Annotated in this window: 18 protein-coding genes; 5 read left to right on the forward strand and 13 right to left on the reverse strand. The window is 39.3% G+C overall.

Features of this window, described 5'->3' with window-relative positions:
• Positions 1–12: 12 nt before the first annotated feature.
• Positions 13–1,389: a histidine--tRNA ligase gene (gene hisS, locus ABD985_RS17685; protein WP_345374068.1), complete on the reverse strand. Its 1,377-nt coding sequence runs from the start codon at positions 1,387–1,389 to the stop codon at positions 13–15.
• A 289-nt stretch (positions 1,390–1,678) separates the two neighbouring features.
• Here hisS and ABD985_RS17690 point away from each other — a divergent pair, with 289 nt between their 5' ends.
• Positions 1,679–2,200 carry a hypothetical protein gene (locus ABD985_RS17690; RefSeq protein ID WP_345374070.1) on the forward strand — a complete coding sequence of 174 codons (522 nt, stop codon included), beginning with the start codon at positions 1,679–1,681 and terminating at the stop codon, positions 2,198–2,200.
• 43 nt (positions 2,201–2,243) lie between these two features.
• On the opposite strand, the gene ABD985_RS17695 is transcribed toward ABD985_RS17690, so the two are convergent.
• Positions 2,244–2,891 (reverse strand): 7-carboxy-7-deazaguanine synthase QueE, encoded by a 648-nt coding sequence (locus ABD985_RS17695; protein WP_345374072.1) that lies wholly within the window; start codon positions 2,889–2,891, stop codon positions 2,244–2,246.
• A 322-nt stretch (positions 2,892–3,213) separates the two neighbouring features.
• Complete coding sequence (locus tag ABD985_RS17700; protein ID WP_345374074.1) at positions 3,214–4,083, reverse strand: bifunctional 5,10-methylenetetrahydrofolate dehydrogenase/5,10-methenyltetrahydrofolate cyclohydrolase; 870 nt, start codon at positions 4,081–4,083, stop codon at positions 3,214–3,216.
• Between the two features lie 130 nt (positions 4,084–4,213).
• Here ABD985_RS17700 and ABD985_RS17705 point away from each other — a divergent pair, with 130 nt between their 5' ends.
• The 3 genes from ABD985_RS17705 (at position 4,214) to purU (ending at position 6,775) form a co-directional block, all read left to right on the forward strand.
• Positions 4,214–4,720 (forward strand): endonuclease V, encoded by a 507-nt coding sequence (locus ABD985_RS17705; protein ID WP_345374076.1) that lies wholly within the window; start codon positions 4,214–4,216, stop codon positions 4,718–4,720.
• A gap of 169 nt (positions 4,721–4,889) precedes the next feature.
• Complete coding sequence (locus tag ABD985_RS17710; protein ID WP_345374078.1) at positions 4,890–5,753, forward strand: hypothetical protein; 864 nt, start codon at positions 4,890–4,892, stop codon at positions 5,751–5,753.
• 146 nt (positions 5,754–5,899) lie between these two features.
• Positions 5,900–6,775 carry a formyltetrahydrofolate deformylase gene (purU, locus tag ABD985_RS17715; RefSeq protein ID WP_345374080.1) on the forward strand — a complete coding sequence of 292 codons (876 nt, stop codon included), beginning with the start codon at positions 5,900–5,902 and terminating at the stop codon, positions 6,773–6,775.
• A gap of 90 nt (positions 6,776–6,865) precedes the next feature.
• On the opposite strand, the gene ABD985_RS17720 is transcribed toward purU, so the two are convergent.
• The 9 genes from ABD985_RS17720 to lptB form a co-directional block, all read right to left on the reverse strand.
• Positions 6,866–7,525 (reverse strand): coiled-coil domain-containing protein, encoded by a 660-nt coding sequence (locus ABD985_RS17720; protein ID WP_345374082.1) that lies wholly within the window; start codon positions 7,523–7,525, stop codon positions 6,866–6,868.
• A 195-nt stretch (positions 7,526–7,720) separates the two neighbouring features.
• Complete coding sequence (locus tag ABD985_RS17725) at positions 7,721–8,131, reverse strand: hypothetical protein (protein ID WP_345374084.1); 411 nt, start codon at positions 8,129–8,131, stop codon at positions 7,721–7,723.
• A 52-nt stretch (positions 8,132–8,183) separates the two neighbouring features.
• Entirely contained in the window at positions 8,184–9,203 is a 1,020-nt protein-coding gene (holA, locus tag ABD985_RS17730) for a DNA polymerase III subunit delta (protein ID WP_345374086.1), read from the reverse strand.
• Positions 9,204–9,295: 92 nt separating this feature from the next.
• Positions 9,296–10,360, reverse strand: coding sequence for a hypothetical protein (locus tag ABD985_RS17735; protein ID WP_345374088.1), 1,065 nt, complete (start codon positions 10,358–10,360; stop codon positions 9,296–9,298).
• 259 nt (positions 10,361–10,619) lie between these two features.
• Positions 10,620–12,515, reverse strand: a complete 1,896-nt coding sequence (locus ABD985_RS17740; protein ID WP_345374090.1) for a cytochrome c oxidase subunit I — start codon at positions 12,513–12,515, stop codon at positions 10,620–10,622.
• A gap of 47 nt (positions 12,516–12,562) precedes the next feature.
• Positions 12,563–13,588, reverse strand: a complete 1,026-nt coding sequence (locus ABD985_RS17745; RefSeq protein ID WP_345374092.1) for a cytochrome c oxidase subunit II — start codon at positions 13,586–13,588, stop codon at positions 12,563–12,565.
• A gap of 304 nt (positions 13,589–13,892) precedes the next feature.
• Complete coding sequence (locus tag ABD985_RS17750) at positions 13,893–14,345, reverse strand: deoxycytidylate deaminase (RefSeq protein ID WP_345374094.1); 453 nt, start codon at positions 14,343–14,345, stop codon at positions 13,893–13,895.
• Positions 14,346–14,700: 355 nt separating this feature from the next.
• Complete coding sequence (locus ABD985_RS17755; RefSeq protein ID WP_345374096.1) at positions 14,701–16,218, reverse strand: GH3 auxin-responsive promoter family protein; 1,518 nt, start codon at positions 16,216–16,218, stop codon at positions 14,701–14,703.
• Positions 16,219–16,967: 749 nt separating this feature from the next.
• The gene (lptB, locus tag ABD985_RS17760; protein ID WP_345374098.1) at positions 16,968–17,711 is read right to left on the reverse strand and encodes an LPS export ABC transporter ATP-binding protein; all 744 of its coding nucleotides are present in this window, start codon (positions 17,709–17,711) and stop codon (positions 16,968–16,970) included.
• A gap of 266 nt (positions 17,712–17,977) precedes the next feature.
• Between lptB and ABD985_RS17765 the strand changes: the two genes are divergently transcribed.
• Complete coding sequence (locus tag ABD985_RS17765) at positions 17,978–19,234, forward strand: ATP-binding protein (protein ID WP_345374100.1); 1,257 nt, start codon at positions 17,978–17,980, stop codon at positions 19,232–19,234.
• Positions 19,235–19,309: 75 nt separating this feature from the next.
• Here ABD985_RS17765 and yidC read toward each other — a convergent pair whose 3' ends face one another.
• Complete coding sequence (gene yidC, locus ABD985_RS17770) at positions 19,310–21,088, reverse strand: membrane protein insertase YidC (RefSeq protein ID WP_345374102.1); 1,779 nt, start codon at positions 21,086–21,088, stop codon at positions 19,310–19,312.
• Between the last annotated feature and the right edge of the window lie 154 nt (positions 21,089–21,242).

The following is a 21,242-nucleotide window of genomic DNA, read 5'->3' on the forward strand; positions in this document are numbered from 1 at the left end:
TTCTTGCATTTGTTAATTGACAGCTAGGGATTTTACCAAGTCTTCTGTGGATAGTAACATCTGTTCTCCGGTCACCATATTCTTCAGCGTAACCTTACCCTCTGCGATCTCGTTACTTCCAGCCAAAACTACAAAAGGGATATTCTTATTGTTGGCATAAGTCATCTGCTTTTTCATCTTAGCAGATTGAGGATAAATCTCAGCACTAATACCTGCATCTCTCAATCTCTTCAATAGTGGTAAACAGTAAGTTTGGCACTCCTCATCGAAATTTATAAACATTACTTTCGTCGTTTCCTGTGCACTTTCAGGATAAAGGTCCAACTCATCCAGCACATCATAAATACGATCTACTCCAAAAGAGAATCCTACACCAGACATTCCGTCTACACCAAACACCCCTGTCAGGTTATCATAACGACCACCTCCACTGATGCTGCCAATACGTACATTATTGACTTTCACTTCGAAGATCGCACCCGTGTAATACGAAAGACCTCTTGCTAAAGTAACATCCAATTCCGCATTGTGGTTTTCAATACCAAATTGCTTCACATAACGGAATACTTCTTCTAGCTCTTCTACTCCTTTTAAACCAATCTCCGAATTAGCTAGCTTTTCTTTTAGGGCAGCCAGCTTTTCTTCTGTTGATCCATTAATATCAAAAATTGGTTGAAGGGCTTGTACTGACTCTGGAGAAAAACCTCTCTGCTCCACCAACTCCTCCTGTACTTTTTCCAAGCCGATTTTATCCAACTTATCAATCGCCACACAAAGGTCAGACTCTTTTCCTGCTTGTCCGACAGCCTCTGCAATACCCGTCAAGATCTTTCGGTTATTCACCTTGATGGTATAATCTTCAATTTTCAGATTACCCAGTACCTCATTGATCATGGCAATGATCTCCGCCTCACAGATCAGAGAGTCTGTTCCTACCACATCGGCATCACACTGATAAAACTCTCTATAACGGCCTTTTTGAGGGCGATCAGCTCTCCATACAGGCTGTATCTGAAAACGTTTGAAAGGGAAAGATAACGTTCCTCTGTTCATCACAACGTAACGAGCAAAAGGTACCGTCAAGTCATAACGTAAGCCTTTTTCAGCGACCATCTTTAGCATATGCTTAGCACCTTGATGGTAATCTTCTACCGTTGACTTCTTCAGGAAGTCTCCTGAGTTCAACACCTTGAACAATAACTGGTCTCCTTCATCACCGTACTTGCCCATCAGGACAGACAGCTTTTCCATCGATGGAGTTTCCAACTGTTGGAAGCCAAACTTTTTAAAAGTAGCCTTAATTGTATCAAAGATATAATTTCTCTTTACCATCTGCTCCGGACCAAAGTCTCGGGTACCGCTAAGAATGCTAGGTTTCTGTACAGCCATGAATATGTATAATTATTTTTTTCTACTATTAATCCTAACAAAGTTATGGAATAATTATAAATGAGAAGTTCTGGAAAAGGAATTATTTCCTATAAATGGGCTTATTTTTAACGGGCTTTACAACACTTATTTTGTAAATCCTTCAATATTAGGAATAAATATTCCACAGATTACGTAACCTACCTTAACAAATATTCGTAATTTGCAATAATGTTGTCAGTATAAACGATGTTTTATCCAGAAAGCTGACAATTACTATGTGTCAAATTATTAACAGAACAAACAATTCATGAAACAAATCATCGCAATGCTCCTACTCATGGGAGTATCGTTTGCCCATGTGGTACAAGCTCAGGACAAAGACTCTTCTAAAGATGTCAACGTGAAAATTGAAGGTTTGGAAGAAGGTATGGAAATACTTGCTCAGCAACTATCAGAGTCATTGGGAAAAAACCTAAGCCAAATTGCCACTTCACTGGAAGGCTTAGAATCACTAAAAGACTTGGAAAAGCTGGGAGAACTTGGAAACCTTTCCTTTGACTTTAGCGATCTGAATATCCCGCTTGCCCTTAATGGAACCCACATTCATATGACCAATGAAGATGGCGATGACTTGAACATCGGAGAAAATACAAAGGATGAGATCAGAGAGCTTTATGGCTCTGCGGTAGAAGAAGTAAAAAGTATTGATATTCAATTTGAGAAGGAAGAAGTCAATGTAGCTATTGAGGCTCTACTGGAAAATGGAAGAGTGATCACCTATAAAAAAATTGAAAAGATAGATTGGGAAGATAGTAAGCCCAAAGAATAATAAAAACAAAAAGAGCCACACCGATCGGTGTGGCTCTTTTTGTTTATGGTATATCCATATACTTATGGGTCTGTAAGGAAACCTGCCATTCTGGACGCTTCTTTACATACTCAATAATCAATGGTAACATCTTATCCTGCTTTCCCCATTCCGGCTGCAAATATAACCTACAATCGGCATTCATTTGGGAAGCAAACTCTTCTGCAAAAGCAAAATCTGATTTGTTATAGACAATGACTTTCAGCTCATGTGCTTTCTCATAGATCTCAGGAAGAGGCTTCTTGAATTTCTTTGGTGAAAAGGTAATCCAATCCAAGTCTCCAGACAAAGGATGTGTACCTGAAGTCTCTATATTCACTTGAAACCCTTTCTCCTGTAAAGCTATACACAGGCCTGTCAGGTCATGCATCAAAGGCTCTCCACCCGTGATCACTGCCAATCTTCCCGGATAAGCTGCTGCTGCTTCTACAATATCGGTGATTGTACGTTTAGGGTGCACATCGGCATCCCAGGACTCTTTTACATCACACCACACACAACCTACATCACACCCTCCTAAACGGATAAAGTAAGCCGCATGTCCGGTATATTTTCCTTCGCCTTGTACCGTGTAAAAAGCTTCCATTACCGGAAGCGTCTCCTGCTCTTTCACGGATGCTACCGCATCGCTCTCCATCATTCGCTGAACCATATTATTTTTTCCTTTTTTTTCTACAAAATATAAGTTCCAAGGGGTGAGGGAACCCTTAGAAATTCAAACATATGGGTAGTATGTATTAAGTTTGAATAAATAACCGTCATACTACTAAATGGCTTTGTTGAGTGACACTGCGTGCCGTTGAGTAGAGCTCCGCTCTGTTGAGTAGCCCTTCGGGCTGTTGAGATTTCACAGTACTGCTATTTCTCAACAGCCCGAAGGGTTACTCAACGACACGCAGTGTCACTCAACCAGCGGCGTAAGCCGCCTCAACTGTCGGTTAATTATTCTACCTTAATCAGATGCCCAATATGAATTATTTTTTTGCTGCAAGCAGCGTATTTTTCATCAAAGTTACTACTGTCATTGGTCCTACCCCTCCTGGTACCGGAGTGATATAGCTACACTTTGGTGCCACTTCCTCAAACAATACGTCTCCTTTCAAGGCAAAACCACTCTTCTTAGACGCATCTGCTACGCGAGTAGTTCCCACATCAATCACAACAGCCCCTTCTTTTACCATATCCGCTTTAATTGTACCTGGTCTTCCCACGGCTACAATCAAGATATCTGCTGCCTTACACTCCTCTTCCATGTTAGCAGTACGGCTATGCACTAAGGTCACGGTTGCATTACCCACTTTGGCATTTCTAGACATTAATAAGCTCATAGGTGTTCCTACGATATTACTTCTTCCAACTACCACACATTTCTTACCGGAAGTCTCAATGCCATATCGGTCTAGCAACTGAACGATCCCGTAAGGTGTAGCCGGCAAAAATGCAGGAAGTCCCAGCATCATTTTACCTAGATTTTGCGGATGGAAACCATCAACATCCTTTACAGGGTCGATTGCCATCGTCACTTTGTTTTCGTCGATATGTTTCGGCAACGGAAGTTGAACAATAAAACCGTCAATCTGAGGGTCATTATTCAAACGATCAATCTCTGACATCAATTGCTCCTCTGTGATATCATCCTCAAACGTCAGCAAAGTAGACTCAAAACCGCATTGCTCACAAGCTTTCACCTTGTGTTTTACGTAGGTTTGGCTTCCTCCGTCATTGCCTACCAATACTGCCGCAAGGTGAGGACGCTTTCCTCCATTTGCTACGATTTCTTTCACTTCCTCAGCAATTTCGCCTTTTATGGCTGTTGCTGTTGCTTTACCATCAATTAATTGCATGCTAGTGGTTTTAGTATAAGACTTCTGAAAGCGCAAATATACCACCCTCTCAACAAATTAGTACAATTCGGCATTTTATTTATTACATTAGATTAGAGAAATAATTGTAAACAGGGATACTTTTCAATCTATGATCGTCAGTTTAGATGTTGATTATCAATACAACCGTGCCAATACTGCCTGCCTGGTATTTTCAGAATGGAATAGCGTGATGCCAAGCAATTCTTATACAAGTATTACCAATAACATTCCCCCCTATGAATCTGGGCAATTTTATAAGAGGGAATTACCTTGTCTATTGAATGTCTTAGAAAAAGTAACCGAGCGCATTGATGTTATCGTGGTAGATGGGTACGTATGGTTAGGAGAAGATCGCAAAGGACTAGGCGCCTACCTTTACGAATCACTTTACCAAGAAGTCCCTGTCGTTGGAGTAGCCAAACGTATTTTTTATGGCGCTAAAGATGTCGCTGTAGAAGTACTTCGTGGGGAGAGTCAAAACCCATTATGGGTTACTGCAGCTGGGATGTCTGCTCATATCGCAGCCGAACATATTTCAGCCATGAGTGGTGATTACCGTATACCTACGTTATTAAAGTCCACTGACAGTCTATGCAGGCAATGGAGTATATTTTAATACACTCAATATCAATACTATAAACCTACTCCTCACCTACTAACAGAATGATTCACTAACCGTGATTACCAATAAAAAAATAACAATTCACCCATTTATGTGTTAATAAAACAACAATCAACCTTGTCTCACCGACAAGAACTAACAAAACCAACTAAATATCTTTTACATGAAGAATAATCAGCAAAAACCTTTAAACGTAACCAATTTACTAAAAACTAACATCCTCCTGATTCTCCTATCAATAAGTATACTAGGGGTTGCCCAAAACACTCCAGCTCCTAAAAAAGATAACATAAAAATACGTGGTATTGCCGAACTAGGCTTTCTGGGTGTACTTGGAAATAAGGTACAGTTTGGAGAAGATGGAACTTATATTAATTACGTTAAAGAGGGAGGGCAAGACGTACTATTTCCTGTAAGTCGTCTGGCATTGGAACTCAAACTTAAGCAAAGACACATCTTCACTTTACTTTATCAACCCCTTAGATTGGAGTCTACTGAAGTACTGGAAAGGGACTTATTGATCGACGGAATTATGTTTCCGCAAGGTACAAACGTTGACTTCCTCTATAATTTCCCTTTTTATAGAATCACCTACCTTAATGAGCTGCTTAACGACAACGATAAATTTGATCTAGCAATTGGTGGTGGTTTACAACTCCGAAATGCCACAATCAATTTTGAGGCTTTAGATGGAAGTCTCTTTCATTCTAACAGGGATATTGGCCCTGTACCTGTCTTAAGTATTCGTACACGTTACAACCTTAACAAGGTGACCTATACTGAATTCGAGGCTGACGGTTTTTACGCTCCTATTAGCTATATCAACGGAAGTGATAACGACGTAGTCGGTGCTATTCTGGACGCTAGTATACGTCAAGGAGTTCATATCACCGAGGAAGTTAATGGCTACATCAACTTACGATACCTGGGAGGGGGTGCAGAAGGGTCAGGAGATGACTATGTTAAGAACTGGTTAAACTTCTTGACTGTCACTGCCGGTGTCACCTATGAATTCCCTGCTTTTTAAGTAAAAGCGGGTAAATAAAAACGAGAAGATCTCTTCATATTTTTGAAAATTAAGCGGCTTAATATTTTTATTTTTATATAAAAAATATTAAAATTCTAAGAACTTTCTAATACTATTGCCACTTAACAAACAAAACTTCAAAAATTATGACCAGATCTTCCGTTGCTCAAAACACAGCGGTACTGTTGATTCATTGCCCAGATCAAAGGGGGATTGTCGCCTCTGTTACTCGTTTTCTGGATGAAAATAATGGCAATGTTATTTATTTGGACCAGCATGTAGATATCGCCTTGGACATGTTCTTCATGCGTGTGGAATTTGAACTAGATGACTTTCAAGTACCTGTAGAAAAGTTTCATGACTACTTTGATACCTTAGTAGGACAACGGTACAATATGACCTTTACGGTTCACTTTAGTACCCATATTCCAAGAATGGCATTATTCGTTTCCAAGATGTCTCATTGTTTATATGACATTCTATACAGAAAGGAAGCTGGAGAGTGGAATGTTGAAATTCCTGTAATTATCAGTAATCACGAAAACCTTCGAAGGGTAGCCGATAATTTTGGAATTCCTTTTGAGTATATCCCAATAACCAAAGACAACAAAGAAGAGCAAGAGAAAAGGCAAATTGAACTGCTGAAGAAGCATGATATTGACTTTATGGTATTGGCTCGCTATATGCAGATTCTATCTCCTTCTTTTATACAAACATTTCCAAGTAAGATTATCAATATCCATCATTCTTTCTTACCTGCCTTTGTGGGCGCCAGACCTTACCATGCAGCCCATGATAGAGGAGTGAAAATCATTGGCGCTACCAGTCACTATGTGACCGATGAGTTGGACGCAGGACCTATTATTGAACAAGATATTGAGCATGTAAGCCATAAGGATACCGTACAGGACCTTATACGTAAAGGAAAAGATGTGGAAAAAATTGTACTTTCCAGGGCGATACGCAGCCATCTGGAGCGCAAACTTCTGGTCTATAAGAACAAGACGATTATCTTTGATTAAATATTATTAATGAAAATACTCATCTGTAAAAAAGAAAGCCATCGTGGAGTCACGATGGCTTTCTTTTTTACAGATGAGTTTACTCACTGCTTATTTATCTTTCTTAAGAGCAATCAGTTTCTGCTGCAACTCCTCTCCTTTGTTTCTCTCTGTCACTAACTCTCTTCTCAATTGAATCTCTTTGTCTTGTGCTTTCTTCTTGATTGCCTTCAACTCTGATTCAATACTTTCTGTCTCTTTACGCTTTTGGTTTGCGACCTTAATACTACTTGTATATCTGAAGAACAAGAATACTAGTGCACCCACCAATATTAGAATCACAATCCAGTTAAAAGTAATATAGCTTTGCTTCAACCAATCAATTCCCAACACATTGATGTAATCACTTTTCTCCAACATGCTGTTCTTGGTGGTCAGCTCCTCATTCAGCTTTGTAATCTGTGTTTGTGTCGCTTGTAAGTTTTCGTTTAACTGTACAATCTCCTGACGTTCCTTTGCCAAAGAGTCGGGTACCTGATTCCATATTGCATCCAGCTTGGCTGGTTCTATCACCAGATACGTGATTCCTCTACTCTTCCACTTGTTAGACTTTCTCTTGATAGTTTGATATTGCTCTTCTAGCGTTGGGTTTGAAGATACTGTCTCTTCCGTTGTTGGAGTTCCTTCCTCTTCCTGTGCCCAAGCTTGCAATCCAATTATTGTAAAAATAAATGAAAATAGCAGTACATACTTCAGCTTAGTTGATCTCATCACTCGAATGTATTTATAGTTTATGTTAATTAACAACGTACATATGGATATTCAATATGGCGTAAGCTATTCTAAAACTGGACCATTTTTTGAATATACGTCATAAAAACCTTCATATAGTACAAAAAATTCCTCCAACTCTACGGAGATTAGCCCTATACTCCATAATATACGTTAATAGTGGTTATTAATGACTTAACGTAGTAGTACACCTTTTTTTCCTATGAAAGGAAGATCAATGGTATTCTCCTCACAAATGCTCCCTGGCTCAAAGGTATACTTCTTATCTAGTAAGCGACCATTTTCATAGAAAGTCACCCAATACTCATTATTTAATACGAACAGTTGCTCGTGAATCGCCTCTATTTTCTCAAACGTCAAGGCTGGAATATCTCCAAGGCTAAAACGCAAGGTGGATGTTTTCACTTCTTTCCCCTCATAAATGCCATATCCATGAGAAGAAACCAATACCGTTTCTATAGGCGTTTCTTTCATATTGAAGAGGTAAACACTCCATACCAACCCTTCTTTATTCTCTTTGTCCTCGATCACCGCTACTACTGCAACATCCTCTACCGGTGGAGTAGGCTCAATATCCTTCAACATAACTTCTTTATTTGTATAATATGGTTTAATATTTTCAGGTACACTTCCCAGTCTAATGCATGATCTTAAAGACCAGCTCTCTTAAGATCTCCCCTTCCGAAGCTACACTATCAATTCCTTTGGACTGCAAATCTGCCTGATGCAGATGCTCAATAATTTTTCTGGTCTTGGCTGGTGTATAGTTCTGAGATGCCAGCATATACTCCGTAACAAAATAAGGATTTACTCCCAGCAACCTTGCCAACTCCTGCTTACCTGCCCCTCGATTGTTATGTACCAACATCACCTTCGTAAAGTAGGCAAACAACATGGATATGATTGGAATAATCGGATTATTACGAGGATTCGATTGGAAATAATGAATAATCTGATTGGCCTTAAAGATCTCTTTCTTTCCCAAAGCAGATTGTAGCTCAAATACATTGTATTCCCGGCTAATCCCAACGTGCTTCGCAATCATCACTTCGGTAATCTCCGTATCACTGTCATAATTGAGCATCATTTTGTCCAGCTCATTAGCAATACGGGTTAAATCATTACCAATATGGTCAGACAATAATGCTACTGCCTTTTCCTTGATCTTATAATCTTTTCTACGACAATATTGTTTTACCCAAGCAGGAATCTTATTGTCATACAGTTTTTTTGACTCTACTAGAATCGCATTCTTCTCGATGGCTTTTTTCAAAGCCGATCGACCATCTAAAGTCTTATGCTTATACGCAAATACCAATACGGTAGAAGGTACTGGCTTGCTCACATAACTCAATAACTGATCTTGGGCACTCTTGCGATTAAAATCGGTAATATCCTGTGCTTCCTTAACAATCAACACCTGTCTCATGGCCATCATCGGAAAACGTCTAGCCGTTTCCAAAATTTGATTCATAGAGACATCCTTTCCATAGACCACGGTCTGATTAAAACTTCTTTCCGTAGGAGTAAGCGCATGCTCTTCCACATAGTCCGTAATCTGGTCTATATAGAAAGCCTCCTCCCCTTGCAAAAAATATAAAGGGGCGAACTTATTATCCGCTAACTCTTGTAGTACTATTTCTGGAAGTTGTGCCATAAAGGTTTAAAAAAGTGATATTTTTTGCATTTTTTGATGCAAGGCGCAAGTTACACCATGGAATGTTAAATACAAAAATCTATCCTCTCCTATTACAAAGAATCTACCCCAAAAGCGATGATTTTTTGCTGATACTCTCGCCCTATGATGATAGAATCGGCTTTGTAGCCAGGATCTGTCATAGAAATCTCAAAAATTGGAAAACCGTTAGCATCTTTATTACCAGTATCCTGATATGAGCCAACATTCGTCGCTTTGGGTGTTAGACCACTTAGTTCATCAGCCATTACATGTTGGGCTATTAGCTTACGCATAATGGAATCATGTGCTACCTGATAATAAGGATTTACTAAGCAGTTTTTCTCCCAAAATGGATTTTGAATATACTGCCCCAAAGCTTCGTTATAGATCACCTCTTTATCATTAAAATCACAGTAAGGATTAAAGTCTAATAAACTATCATCTGTAAAAAAAGTAAATCGCTCAGATAAAAAATTGTAGAGAGTATCTGACTTTCTCACTAATCCTATATTTTCTGCATAGGTTTCTTCTAAGATTAATTTCCGTGTTGGATCATCATTGTTACTATACTGTTCATTAAAAATTTCCGTGTTAACTACCTTTACTTTATTTGTCAAGAGACTATCCAAATCGGAGTATATAGGATTATTTTTCACCCAGATATTAATCCGTTCAGTTTCTTCTAAAGCCGATTGGTTATTCAGATACCAAGCATAACTATTCCCTACTCTAATCGGTACCCTTAATCGATTATACCTAACTCCCTTTTCCACTTTTACCAAATACCCTTCATCTATCCGAGCCGTCCAGATAGAGTCCAGTCGCCATTCCTCTACTTCATTTTTACGCTTATACCTCAATAACTCGTGCGTAATAGAGCCATCGATTTCCTCATAGGCATCTCCTACCTTCTCCATAAGCTGATATGAAGTAATATCTTCCCTAGGATTGGTCTCTGTCACAGTCACAGGATTGTTTAAAACTCTCAGTTTCACGTCAGAAATCACATAGTGTCCTTTTTCTAATGGAAAATAAGATGTTTGCTCCTGATAATTCGGCAAATCGACAGGAGTGAAATTACAAGACCACAGCCAGAAGGAAATTAATCCTATACAAAAAGATGATAGATACTTCATATCACAAAAGTAAGAGAGTTTGCTGAATTTTAGTAGTTGAACCGTTGAATCGTTGAATTGAGCTTCGCTCGTTGATTCGAGTTGAACTGTTGATTGATATGTTGACACTCATACAACATATCAACTCGAATCAACGAGCGAAGCTCAATTCAACTCACCAAAGGTGAAATTCAACGATTCAACAACATAGATAAAACGAATAAGCCCCACCATAAGTATATGGTGGGGCTTATCACTATACAAACACTAATCCAATTGACTAGTGGTGATCTTCGTTTTTGTAGATCTCAGCCGCCAAAGCTTGTAGCTCAGCTTCTTTTCCGATCAATGATTTCTCACCTTCAAGGTTAGAAGCAGGAGTTGCCGAGTGAGGAACGTCCTGAGGGATAAAGTCTGAATGACCATCCTCTTCTGAACCTGGCTTAGAGTAATCGTAAGGCCATCTGTATACTACAGGAAGTGCTCCTGGCCAGTTTCCGTGACCTGGTACTCTTGGAGTAGTCCACTCTAGTGTAGTAGAGTTCCAAGGGTTCAATGGTGCTTTCTTACCTTTGAAGATACTGAAGATAAAGTTGAACATGAACAACAACTGTGCAGATACCGTGAAGATTGCTGCTGCTGAGATAAACATGTTCAAGTCAGTAAATGACTGTGTAAAGTCAAAGTTCGTGTAAGAGTAGTATCTTCTTGGGAAACCTGCAATACCTACATAGTGCATTGGGAAGAATACCAAGTAAGCACCGATGAATGTAAACCAGAAGTGTACATATCCTAGTTTCTCGTTCATCATGCGACCGAACATCTTAGGGAACCAGTGGTACACACCCGCCATCATACCGAAGAATGACGCAGAACCCATTACCAAGTGGAAGTGAGCTACTACGAAGTATGTATCGTGCAACTGGATATCCAATGCAGAGTTACCTAGGATGATACCTGTCAAACCACCAGAGATGAACAATGATACCAAACCGATAGAGAACAACATTGCTGGAGTAAATACCAAGTTACCCTTGAACATTGTTGTAATATAGTTAAAGGCTTTTACTGCTGAAGGTACCGCAATGATCAATGTCAAGAACATGAAAACTGAACCAAGGAATGGGTTCATACCTGACACGAACATGTGGTGTGCCCATACGATAAACGATAGGAACGCAATACCCAACATTGAACCGATCATCGCTCTATAACCGAAGATAGGTTTACGAGAGTTCGTAGAGATTACTTCTGAAGTAAGTCCCAATGCTGGAAGCAATACGATATATACCTCTGGGTGACCCAAGAACCAGAACAAGTGCTGGAACAAGATCGGGCTACCACCTGAGTGTTGAAGCAATTCACCTGCTACGTAGATATCAGACAAGTAGAAAGAAGTACCGAAGCTTCTATCAAATACTAGCAACAATGCTGCTGCGAACAATACTGGGAATGACAACAAACCGATGATGGCTGTAATGAAGAATGCCCAGATTGTCAAAGGCAACTTAGAGAAAGACATACCTGCAGTTCTCAAGTTGATTACCGTAGAGATATAGTTGATACCACCGATCAAAGATGAAGCGATGAAGAATACCATCGATACCAACCACAGTGTCATACCCATTCCTGAACCAGGGATCGCTTGAGGAAGCGCTGACAAAGGAGGGTAGATTACCCAACCACCTCCGGCAGGACCAGTTTCCAAGAATAGAGAGATGAACATGATTACTGATGAGATAAAGAAGAACCAGTAAGACAACATGTTCATGAAACCTGACGCCATATCTCTTGCACCAATTTGCAAAGGAATCAAGAAGTTAGAGAATGTACCAGACAGACCGGCTGTCAGTACAAAGAACACCATGATAGTACCATGCATGGTTACAGCGGCTAAGTAGAATTCCTGATCTAGTTTACCAGCCTCAGTAATCCATCCACCAAGGATTGGCTTCAACCAAGTAAGGTCAGCCTCTGGAAAACCTAGTTGCAAACGGAAAATCAATGACAGGCCACCTCCAATTAGTGCCCAAAACATCCCTGTAAATAGGAACTGCTTACCGATAACTTTATGATCTAATGAGAATATGTAATTCGTCAAGAAGTTACCGTGGTGCTCATGCTCGTCGTGCGCGGCATGTGCATGATGCATATTTTCTTGTACCACAGAAGACATAATATCTATTAAATTTTTAGATTCGAACTAATAAATGATAGAGAAGATTATTTCTTCGCCAATTTTGTTTTCGCGTGCTTTTCAGCCCAAGTAGAAGACATATAATCTGCATTTTGCTTTGACCAAGCAGTTTGCTCAGCTACCCAGCTCTCGTACTCTGCAGGCTCTACTACTTTAATAATCTTTCTCATACCGAAGTGACCTTTACCACAGATCTCTGTACAAGCTAGCTCATAGTTGAATTTATCATTACCCAACTCTGCTCTCATCTCCGCAGTTGTTTTCGTAGGAGTAAATTTAAATCTTGTAGGCATACCTGGAACCGCATCCATTTTCACACGGAAATGAGGCATAAATACAGAGTGAATTACATCCAACGCACGGATTCTCAACTCTACTTCTCTTCCCTTAGGAATTACAATCTCTCTGTAAGTAAAGTCGTCCATTGCCTGAGCATCATTGAAATCAATTCCCATAGAATTGATACCATCAACGTATTTCACGTCATATGCACCTAGCTCTTTGTCAGCCCCTGGGTATCTCAATTCCCAAGCAAACTGCTTACCCATGATTTCAACTTTCACTGCATCTTCTGCTGCTGGAGCAGTGATATCAGACCATAGCTGCCATCCGTAAATCACCAATACGGTCATCACCATTGCAGGGATTGCCGTCCAAACCAACTCCAACTTATCGTTGTGAGCGTAGAAGTTTGCTTTTCTCTTCTCATTATATTGATAAATCAATGGGAAGAAGAACAACAACAGGTGTGTCAACAAAAATGCTACACCAATCACAGACATCGTTAACCAGAACAATTCGTCTGTTTTCACACCGTGGATAGATGATGCTTCTGGCAAAAAGTATTCCTTAGCTATACCGGAATACCAAGCTGTAGCGCCCAATCCAACCAACAAAACTAGTGGGAACAAGAATGCATTAATCTTGTTACTGGTTCCCACTCTCTTCTGCGAATCGCCCTTCGCAATTCCAACCAGTGTAATAATACGATACAGCAACCCCAGTACTGCAACCGTCAATATTGAACCGGTGATAACTAATAATACTTGCATACTAATCAGAGTGTGTAATTTAGAGTAAAAAACCTTCTATTCTTTCTTAAGAATCTATCGTTGCATGTGCCTATGAGGCTCAAATTCGCAACAAATATATTAAACATTTTCTAACAATAGTGATATTTATCATACTTTTTCCATCAAAAAGGTCATTTCTCTTATCATGAGAAAACGTATTTAAATGCTATCCTACACGTTTTCAAGGACCTTTTATTTGTGTTCACTACTTTCTGTTTATTGAAAATGTTTAGACAATTCTTCATTAAAATTGGTATTTCCTCAAAACACTCTCCCCTTATTACTAGTCAATCTGCTTGACCACCACACCTGCACGTTTTAGTAGTTCCACACCCGACATATCCCTATAAGCATAACGATAATAAAACTCTGATATCCCTGACTGTATCACCAATTTGGCACAATCAAAACAACAGCTATTCGTACAGTAAATCGCAGCGCCTTCTGTTGAATAAGTGGAACGAGCTGCCTTGGTAATCGCATTGGCCTCCGCATGTAGTACCTCCCGTTTAGTAACAAGCACACGCTCTTCGTCCCCGTGTTCATTCACATGAATGGACTCATGTTCACAGCAGTTCTCAAATCCCTTTGGAGTCCCATTATATCCCATAGAGATAATGTTACCATCTTTTACGATGATCGCCCCTACTTTTAATCGCTCGCATCTACTTAAGTCTCCAATAGCTATTGCACACTTCATATATGCTTGATGAAAAGCTGATTCTCTCTCTGTCATTTTCTATGTATTTTATTGTTTTGTCTGTTATTTAATTATCGGTTATCAGTTATCAGTTATCAGTTATCAGTTATCAGTTATCAGTTATCAGTTATCAGTTATCAGTTATCAGTTATCAGTTATCAGTTATCAGTTATCAGTTATCAGTTAAGATAAATTATTTTACCCCTAAGTAACATACAATACCCTAAGTGTATTTTTTTAAACGATAAGCGATAAGCAATAATCGATAAACCAAATTCAAACAATAAGCGGTAACCTATAAATAGCAGACCATAAAATTTATAAAAAAGCCTTCCCATTCTACAACGGGAAGGCCTTACCTTATGTTTAATGCAACAGCTTAGCGATTAGCTTATTTTAATAGCTCCAATAAACTGTCCATATATTCTCTATGATTGGCAAGCCTTGGTACCTTGTTTTGCCCTCCAAGCTTTCCTCTGCCCTTCATCCAGTTATAAAAAGTGCCAGAAGGTGCGTGATGTACCACAGGTGGCAACAATGCTATATCTTTCCAGCGCTTCGCCTCATAATCAGAGTTTACTTCCTGAATCGTTTGATCCAACACCTTACAGAACAGATCAAAGTCCGAAGGGTCCTTGTCAAACTCAATTACCCACTCATGACCTCCTTTCTTACCTGCTTCCAGATAAATTGGCGCTGCCGTAAAGTTTTTCACCAAAGCCCCTGTCATTTGACACGCTTTCGTAATCCCCATTTCTGCATTTTCAATCACCACTTCTTCTCCAAAAGCATTGATAAAGTGCTTGGTTCTACCTGAGATCTTAATACGATAAGGGTCTGTGGATGTAAAGCGTACAGTATCTCCAATTTTATAACGCCACAAACCTGCATTGGTTGAAATAAGCATAGCATAGTTCTTTCCAATCTCCACATCGGCTAATGTCACCGTCTTAGGGTGTTCATTATCCCATTCCTCCATAGGGATAAATTCATAGTATATCCCATTATCCAACATCAGCAAGAGTTCATCATGACGATCTGTATCCTGAATACCAAAATACCCTTCGGATGCATTATACACATCCACATAACGCATTTTGGGATTACTGATTAAGGACTTAAAGGATTCTCTATAAGGACCAAAAGCTACTGCTCCATGGAAAAACACCTCCAGATTTGGCCATACCTCCGAAATATCCTTTTTGCCAGTCATTTCAAGAATTCGCTCCATCAATACCAAAGTCCATGTAGGTACACCGGCCAAATTGGTAATATTCTCCTTGATAGTTGCTTCAGCCAAACGCTCAATCTTAGCTTCCCATTCATCCATCAAAGCAACCTCCTTACTTGGAGACCTTAGATACTCCGCCCAAAAGGGAAGGTTCTTCATGATCAAGCCTGAGACGTCTCCATAATAGGAGTCTTTAAACTGCTCATTTTCTTGATAGGTTCCTCCAATTGCAAGACTCTTCCCTGAGAACATTTTAGTATCCGGATATTTTGTCACAAAAATCGACAACATATCCTTTCCAGTCTTGTAATGAGTTTCTTCAAAGGCCTCTTCCGAAACGGGAATAAACTTACTACGTGCATTCGTTGTTCCTGAAGATTTGGAAAAGCAGGTAATCTTAGATGACCAAAGTATATTCTGCTCCCCCTTCATCATTCGCTCAATATAAGGATAGAGATCCTCATAGGCGGAAACAGGTACCTGCTGTTGGTACTGATAAATATCTTTGATCTCACGATACTGATATTTCTTTCCCCACTCCGTATTCTGAGCCGAGCTCAATAATTGATTGAAAATTCGATCTTGGGCTTCCAAAGGGTTGCGCATAAAGAATTCGATATCCTCCATACGTCTTTTGAAGTACCAATTTACGGCTGAGTTAATGAAAGAAAATGCCATGTAATCGCCATTTAAATTCTTTCCCATTGAACTATTAATTAACTATCCAGTCTGTTAAACAAGATTTAATCTCTTTCTATTTTCTTTTCACCAATCAAGGTCTTCAAAACCCCGACACAACAATCAGACCACACTCCCATAACCTCGTAGCTGTCGCAATTATAGCAATTGGTCATTAAAATCCTTTGAAAGAAATAATATCTCCCGCAAAAATACAAATTTTAATCTTCTCCTGCTTGTAATCTCCCCCTAAAAAAATAAACATGAATCATCCCATATTAACAAATAGCTTAGTTTTCTGAGAATTCATCACTTTACAGCTATCTCACAAGCCCTTTATAAGCTTCTTCATTTTTTCCTTGATGAAAAAACGAAGCAAAAAAATCAAGGCTTTGAAGAATTTGCCTAATTTTTAATCGCAAAAGCTAAAAACTCCAAACTCGCTACGCTCAAACAATGGAATTTTCTTAACGCTTTTACGATTAAAAATTTTAACGGCAATTCTTCAAGGCCATTTTTAGATATATAAAAGTACTTTTTAAACAAAAAACATGAGTCATCCCTTAAATGTTAATATGGGATGACTCATTTTCATTTATCATTACAGTTATCAGTATTAATGCTGTTGTATACCCTCCGAGTATCAATTATCAATCAAGATAAGTTAGTTTACCCAAAACAACAGTCAATACCCTATAGGTGTTTTTCAACATTTTTTTAAACGATAAGCGATAAACAGCAACTGCAGATTACTTCTTGGTAAAATCCTTTCTTCTCACCTCTGCATTCTGCCCCATATAAGCATCTCTTACCTCTTGATCCTGTACCAGCTCTTCTGGCGTACCTTGCTTAAAGTGGTTACCACTCTGCAAAATATAGACTCTATCTGTAATAGACAGTGTCTCTGTGACATTGTGGTCTGTAATCAGGATGCCTATATTTTTATGTTTTAGATTATAGACAATACGCTGAATCTCCTCTACAGCTATAGGATCTACTCCTGCAAAAGGCTCATCCAACAATACAAACATTGGATCTGTAGCAAGTGTACGAGCAATCTCTGTACGGCGACGCTCTCCACCCGAAAGTGCCATACCTGGGCTGTTACGTACGTGAGTTAAACTAAACTCTTCCATAAGGCTTTCCACCTTTGCTTGTCGCTCTTGCTTGGACATCTTACTCATTTCCAAGGGAAGCATAATATTTTCTTCTACAGTCAAATTACGAAAAACAGAAGGTTCCTGGGCCAAATAGCCGATTCCTGCTTTCGCTCTCTCATACATCGGCAATTTCGTGATATCCTTTCCATCCAGATAAACCTTTCCTTCATTCGGCTTAATCAAGCCTACCGTCATATAAAAACAAGTGGTTTTACCGGCGCCATTCGGTCCTAATAGACCTACAATTTCACCTTGCTCCACCTGAATGGATACATTATTCACCACGGGTCTCACCCCATATTTCTTAACCAGATTTTCTGCCTTCAGTACCATATATCGCTTATTTGATCTTTTGACGTGGAAAAGATTGTTCCAATACCAATTGCACACACCTTTGAACAAGGTTTTAGCGCCTTCAAAAATAGTATATTTTTAATGTTCGCTAAACTAATGCAACAAACGTAACTTTTTTTAACAGTTTGATTTTTTTATTGAGCAACCACAAGGGACATCCTTACCTATTACCTTTTACTTATTACCTATTACCTTTAATTCCTATATTTGTATATAGTACTTCAATATATCTCGTATTAATAACTATGACTGAAACACCAAATAAGGCTACTGTACTTTACGTAGATGACGAGCAACAAAACCTCGTTTCTTTCAAAGCCAGTTTTCGGAAATTATTTACTGTACTCACCGCTAATAGTGGAGAAGAAGCTTTATCTATACTGAAAAAAAAACATGACCGTATTTCTGTCGTCATCTCCGACCAGCGCATGCCTCATATGACAGGTGTTGAGCTTTTTGAGAAAATACGGACCTTATACCCGGACATTACAAGAATAGTCCTTACGGGGTATAGCGACATTCAAGATATCATTAACGCCATCAGCAAAGGTGAGGTATACCGCTATATCACAAAACCCTGGAATAGAGATGAGCTTAAAGTAACCATTGACAATGCGGTAGAGGCCCATCAATTACGTACAGAGAATAAGAAGTTATTTGCAGACCTCAAGGAAGCCTATAGCCAACTAGAGGACGAAGCAAAACACCTAGAGGTTAAAGTGGCTGAACGCACCAAAGAATTAGAGCAACAAAAAAGTGCACTACAAGCCAACAAACAAAAGCTTAAGAAGCGAAATGAGGAACTTATCGCACTGGACAGCGAGAAAAATCACCTGGTAGGAATTGTGGCTCATGATCTAAAAAGTCCACTGAATCAAATTCTAGGCTTATTGGAATTGATGTCTTTAGACGATGAAAATCTAACAGAGGAACAACAGGAATACATGGGCCTTATCCGGGAATCGATCCATAGGCAACAGGATATGATTACTCAGATTCTAGATGTGAGTGCCCTAGAAGCCAAAAAGAGTAATGCTAAAATCAAAAGGGTTAACCTTGGCAAACTCCTTATAGATATTACTGACCGATTTACGCTTACCGCTGAGAAAAAATCCATTGCATTAGCACAGGATATCGACAGTAGTGATGAAACGGAAGCCATGATTGATGAGAACTATATCGTTCAAATATTCCAGAATCTCATCTCCAATGCCATCAAGTTTTCTCCCGAAAACACTACCATTACAGTATCCTTAAAACAAGAAGGGGAGCACCTTACAGCCTCAGTCAAAGATCAAGGACCAGGGTTGACAGAGGAAGACCTAGATAAAGTATTCGGAAAATTTCAAAAATTGTCTGCCCGACCAACAGGGGGGGAACATTCTACAGGTCTGGGCTTATCCATCGTAAAAAAATTGGTAGAGAACCTGGATGGGAAAGTATGGTGTGAAAGTGTTTACGGAAACGGAGCCTCTTTTATGGTCCAACTCCCGAAAGCTTAAATAATTATTAATGAAGAATGAAGAATGAAAAATTACTAATACTTGTATTCTTCATTCTTCATTCTTCATTAATAATTACTTCTTCTTGCCTCCTTTACGATCTTTGGTTGCTTGCTCTTGCGCTTTCATAGCATCCTCCAAACGTTGCTGGAAACCAGATTTTTTCTTATTCGCATTCTTCTTCTTATTCTCCTCAATGATCTTTCTCAACTTATCTTCGTTGATAAAGTTACGGCTGAATACCTGCTGAGCGATAGTCACCAAGTTGGAGATAAAGTAGTAGTATGTCAAACCAGATGCGAAGCTGTTAAAGAACACCAAGAAGAATACCGGTGTGATATAAGAAACATACTTCATTTGGTTGTTCTGCATACTTCCACTCTGCATTTGGTTATTGAAATACGTATACACCAAGGTAGATGCCGCCCACAATAACGTGAACAAAGATACGTGAGAACCATATGCTGGAATATCGAATGGCAGATTCAAGATTGAATCGTAAGATGAAAGGTCATCTGCCCAAAGGAATGACTCCTGTCTTAGCTGAATTGCATTCGGGAAGAAGTTAAACAAGGCCAAGAATACTGGCATTTGCGCCAACATTGGAATACAACCACTAATCGGGTTTACCCCTGCCTTCTGATACAACTTCATTTGCTCTTGCTGCACTTTCGTCATATCATCACCAATCTTCTCCTTCATCTCATCCAACTCTGGCTTCAATGCACGCATTTTCGCCATAGAAAGGTATGACTTGTATGTCAATGGGAAAAGCAAAGACTTCACCACCAACACCATAATCAAAATGATAATCCCGTAACTGCTAATAAACCCTTCCAGGAAGTCGAACATCGGAATGATCAACCACTTGCTGATAAATGCAAAGAAAGACCAACCTAAGTATACGTTTTTCTCAAATCCTTCAGTCACCTCTTCACAAAGGTGGTATTCGTTTGGACCAAAGTAGTAACGGATATTAGCAGCATCCAATCCTTCCACAGGAATCGCAAAAGCGATTTGCGTAGTTTTTACGACATTGTCGTTATCTTCATTAACGTCAATCTTCGCCTTCAGATTCTTAAACTTAGTATCTGTGATAAAGGCAGAGTTAAAGAACTTTTGCTTAGAAGACACCCAACGAATAGGCTCCTCTACTTCTTCCTCGTCATTTCCTGACTGAGACAAATAATCAAAATCTTGATCAACCGTATAGAAATTCACTGTAGATTTCTGTCTGGAATCTTTCAGCCCTTTCTCCAAGCGCTTCATCTTATTCTCCCAGAATACCTCTACATTATTTCCTTTAATATAGTTTTCGTTAAGGTCTAGATCGTAGTCTACTACGAAACCTTGATCAGCAAGTGAATAACGACGTTCTACAATCGTTGTTCCCTCTTGCTCTACCTTAAAGGTTACTGTATTTCCTTCTTGAGTTGCTGTATAGTAGAAGCTGTTAAGGTCTAACTCTCCATAAGCTGTAGTTACTTCCTCTACCACATTGCTACTGCTTTCATCCAATAAAACCAAAGGCTCTTTGGTGTAAGTCAAGTAGTTCTTTAGAGTAACTTTCTCTACAGTACCTCCTTGCGCATTCAACTCTACTTTCACATCCTCGTTCTCCAGGACAAAAGCCTGTGCTTCTCCTTTCATGGCTACAGAAAAAGCGCCATACTTGGATGTTAATACTGAATCACTCTCAACTTTTTGGTTCACAGCAGAGATACTGTCCTGTAAAGCCACCTCCGCTTTTGCGGTGTTCTCTTGTGTCACAGGCTCTTCTGGCGACAACCAGAAAAAGTAAACAATCATCAAAGCCGTCAACAGTAAAATACCTGTCGTCTGATTTCTATCCATTTTCTCAGAATTTACGATCTTACGTTACCGCTCTTTACATAAGCAGCAAACTCGATCTCAATGCTTTTATTAGTACAAATAATTACAAAAGAAGTGCAAATTTAGACTTTTTCTGTTATAAATCCCTGTTATTCGCTCAGCAAATTGATTTTAT

It is taken from the genome of Algivirga pacifica, from assembly GCF_039543525.1.
GTDB lineage: Bacteria > Bacteroidota > Bacteroidia > Cytophagales > Flammeovirgaceae > Algivirga > Algivirga pacifica.

Excerpts from the sequence above, each read along its gene's own strand:
- hisS (WP_345374068.1), bottom strand. The coding sequence starts at position 1,389 with ATGGCTGTACAGAAACCTAGCATTCTTAGCGGTACCCGAGACTTTGGT.
- ABD985_RS17690 (WP_345374070.1), top strand. The coding sequence starts at position 1,679 with ATGAAACAAATCATCGCAATGCTCCTACTCATGGGAGTATCGTTTGCC.
- ABD985_RS17695 (WP_345374072.1), bottom strand. The coding sequence starts at position 2,891 with ATGGTTCAGCGAATGATGGAGAGCGATGCGGTAGCATCCGTGAAAGAG.
- ABD985_RS17700 (WP_345374074.1), bottom strand. The coding sequence starts at position 4,083 with ATGCAATTAATTGATGGTAAAGCAACAGCAACAGCCATAAAAGGCGAA.
- ABD985_RS17705 (WP_345374076.1), top strand. The coding sequence starts at position 4,214 with ATGATCGTCAGTTTAGATGTTGATTATCAATACAACCGTGCCAATACT.
- ABD985_RS17710 (WP_345374078.1), top strand. The coding sequence starts at position 4,890 with ATGAAGAATAATCAGCAAAAACCTTTAAACGTAACCAATTTACTAAAA.
- purU (WP_345374080.1), top strand. The coding sequence starts at position 5,900 with ATGACCAGATCTTCCGTTGCTCAAAACACAGCGGTACTGTTGATTCAT.
- ABD985_RS17720 (WP_345374082.1), bottom strand. The coding sequence starts at position 7,525 with ATGAGATCAACTAAGCTGAAGTATGTACTGCTATTTTCATTTATTTTT.
- ABD985_RS17725 (WP_345374084.1), bottom strand. The coding sequence starts at position 8,131 with ATGTTGAAGGATATTGAGCCTACTCCACCGGTAGAGGATGTTGCAGTA.
- holA (WP_345374086.1), bottom strand. The coding sequence starts at position 9,203 with ATGGCACAACTTCCAGAAATAGTACTACAAGAGTTAGCGGATAATAAG.
- ABD985_RS17735 (WP_345374088.1), bottom strand. The coding sequence starts at position 10,360 with ATGAAGTATCTATCATCTTTTTGTATAGGATTAATTTCCTTCTGGCTG.
- ABD985_RS17740 (WP_345374090.1), bottom strand. The coding sequence starts at position 12,515 with ATGTCTTCTGTGGTACAAGAAAATATGCATCATGCACATGCCGCGCAC.
- ABD985_RS17745 (WP_345374092.1), bottom strand. The coding sequence starts at position 13,588 with ATGCAAGTATTATTAGTTATCACCGGTTCAATATTGACGGTTGCAGTA.
- ABD985_RS17750 (WP_345374094.1), bottom strand. The coding sequence starts at position 14,345 with ATGACAGAGAGAGAATCAGCTTTTCATCAAGCATATATGAAGTGTGCA.
- ABD985_RS17755 (WP_345374096.1), bottom strand. The coding sequence starts at position 16,218 with ATGGCATTTTCTTTCATTAACTCAGCCGTAAATTGGTACTTCAAAAGA.
- lptB (WP_345374098.1), bottom strand. The coding sequence starts at position 17,711 with ATGGTACTGAAGGCAGAAAATCTGGTTAAGAAATATGGGGTGAGACCC.
- ABD985_RS17765 (WP_345374100.1), top strand. The coding sequence starts at position 17,978 with ATGACTGAAACACCAAATAAGGCTACTGTACTTTACGTAGATGACGAG.
- yidC (WP_345374102.1), bottom strand. The coding sequence starts at position 21,088 with ATGGATAGAAATCAGACGACAGGTATTTTACTGTTGACGGCTTTGATG.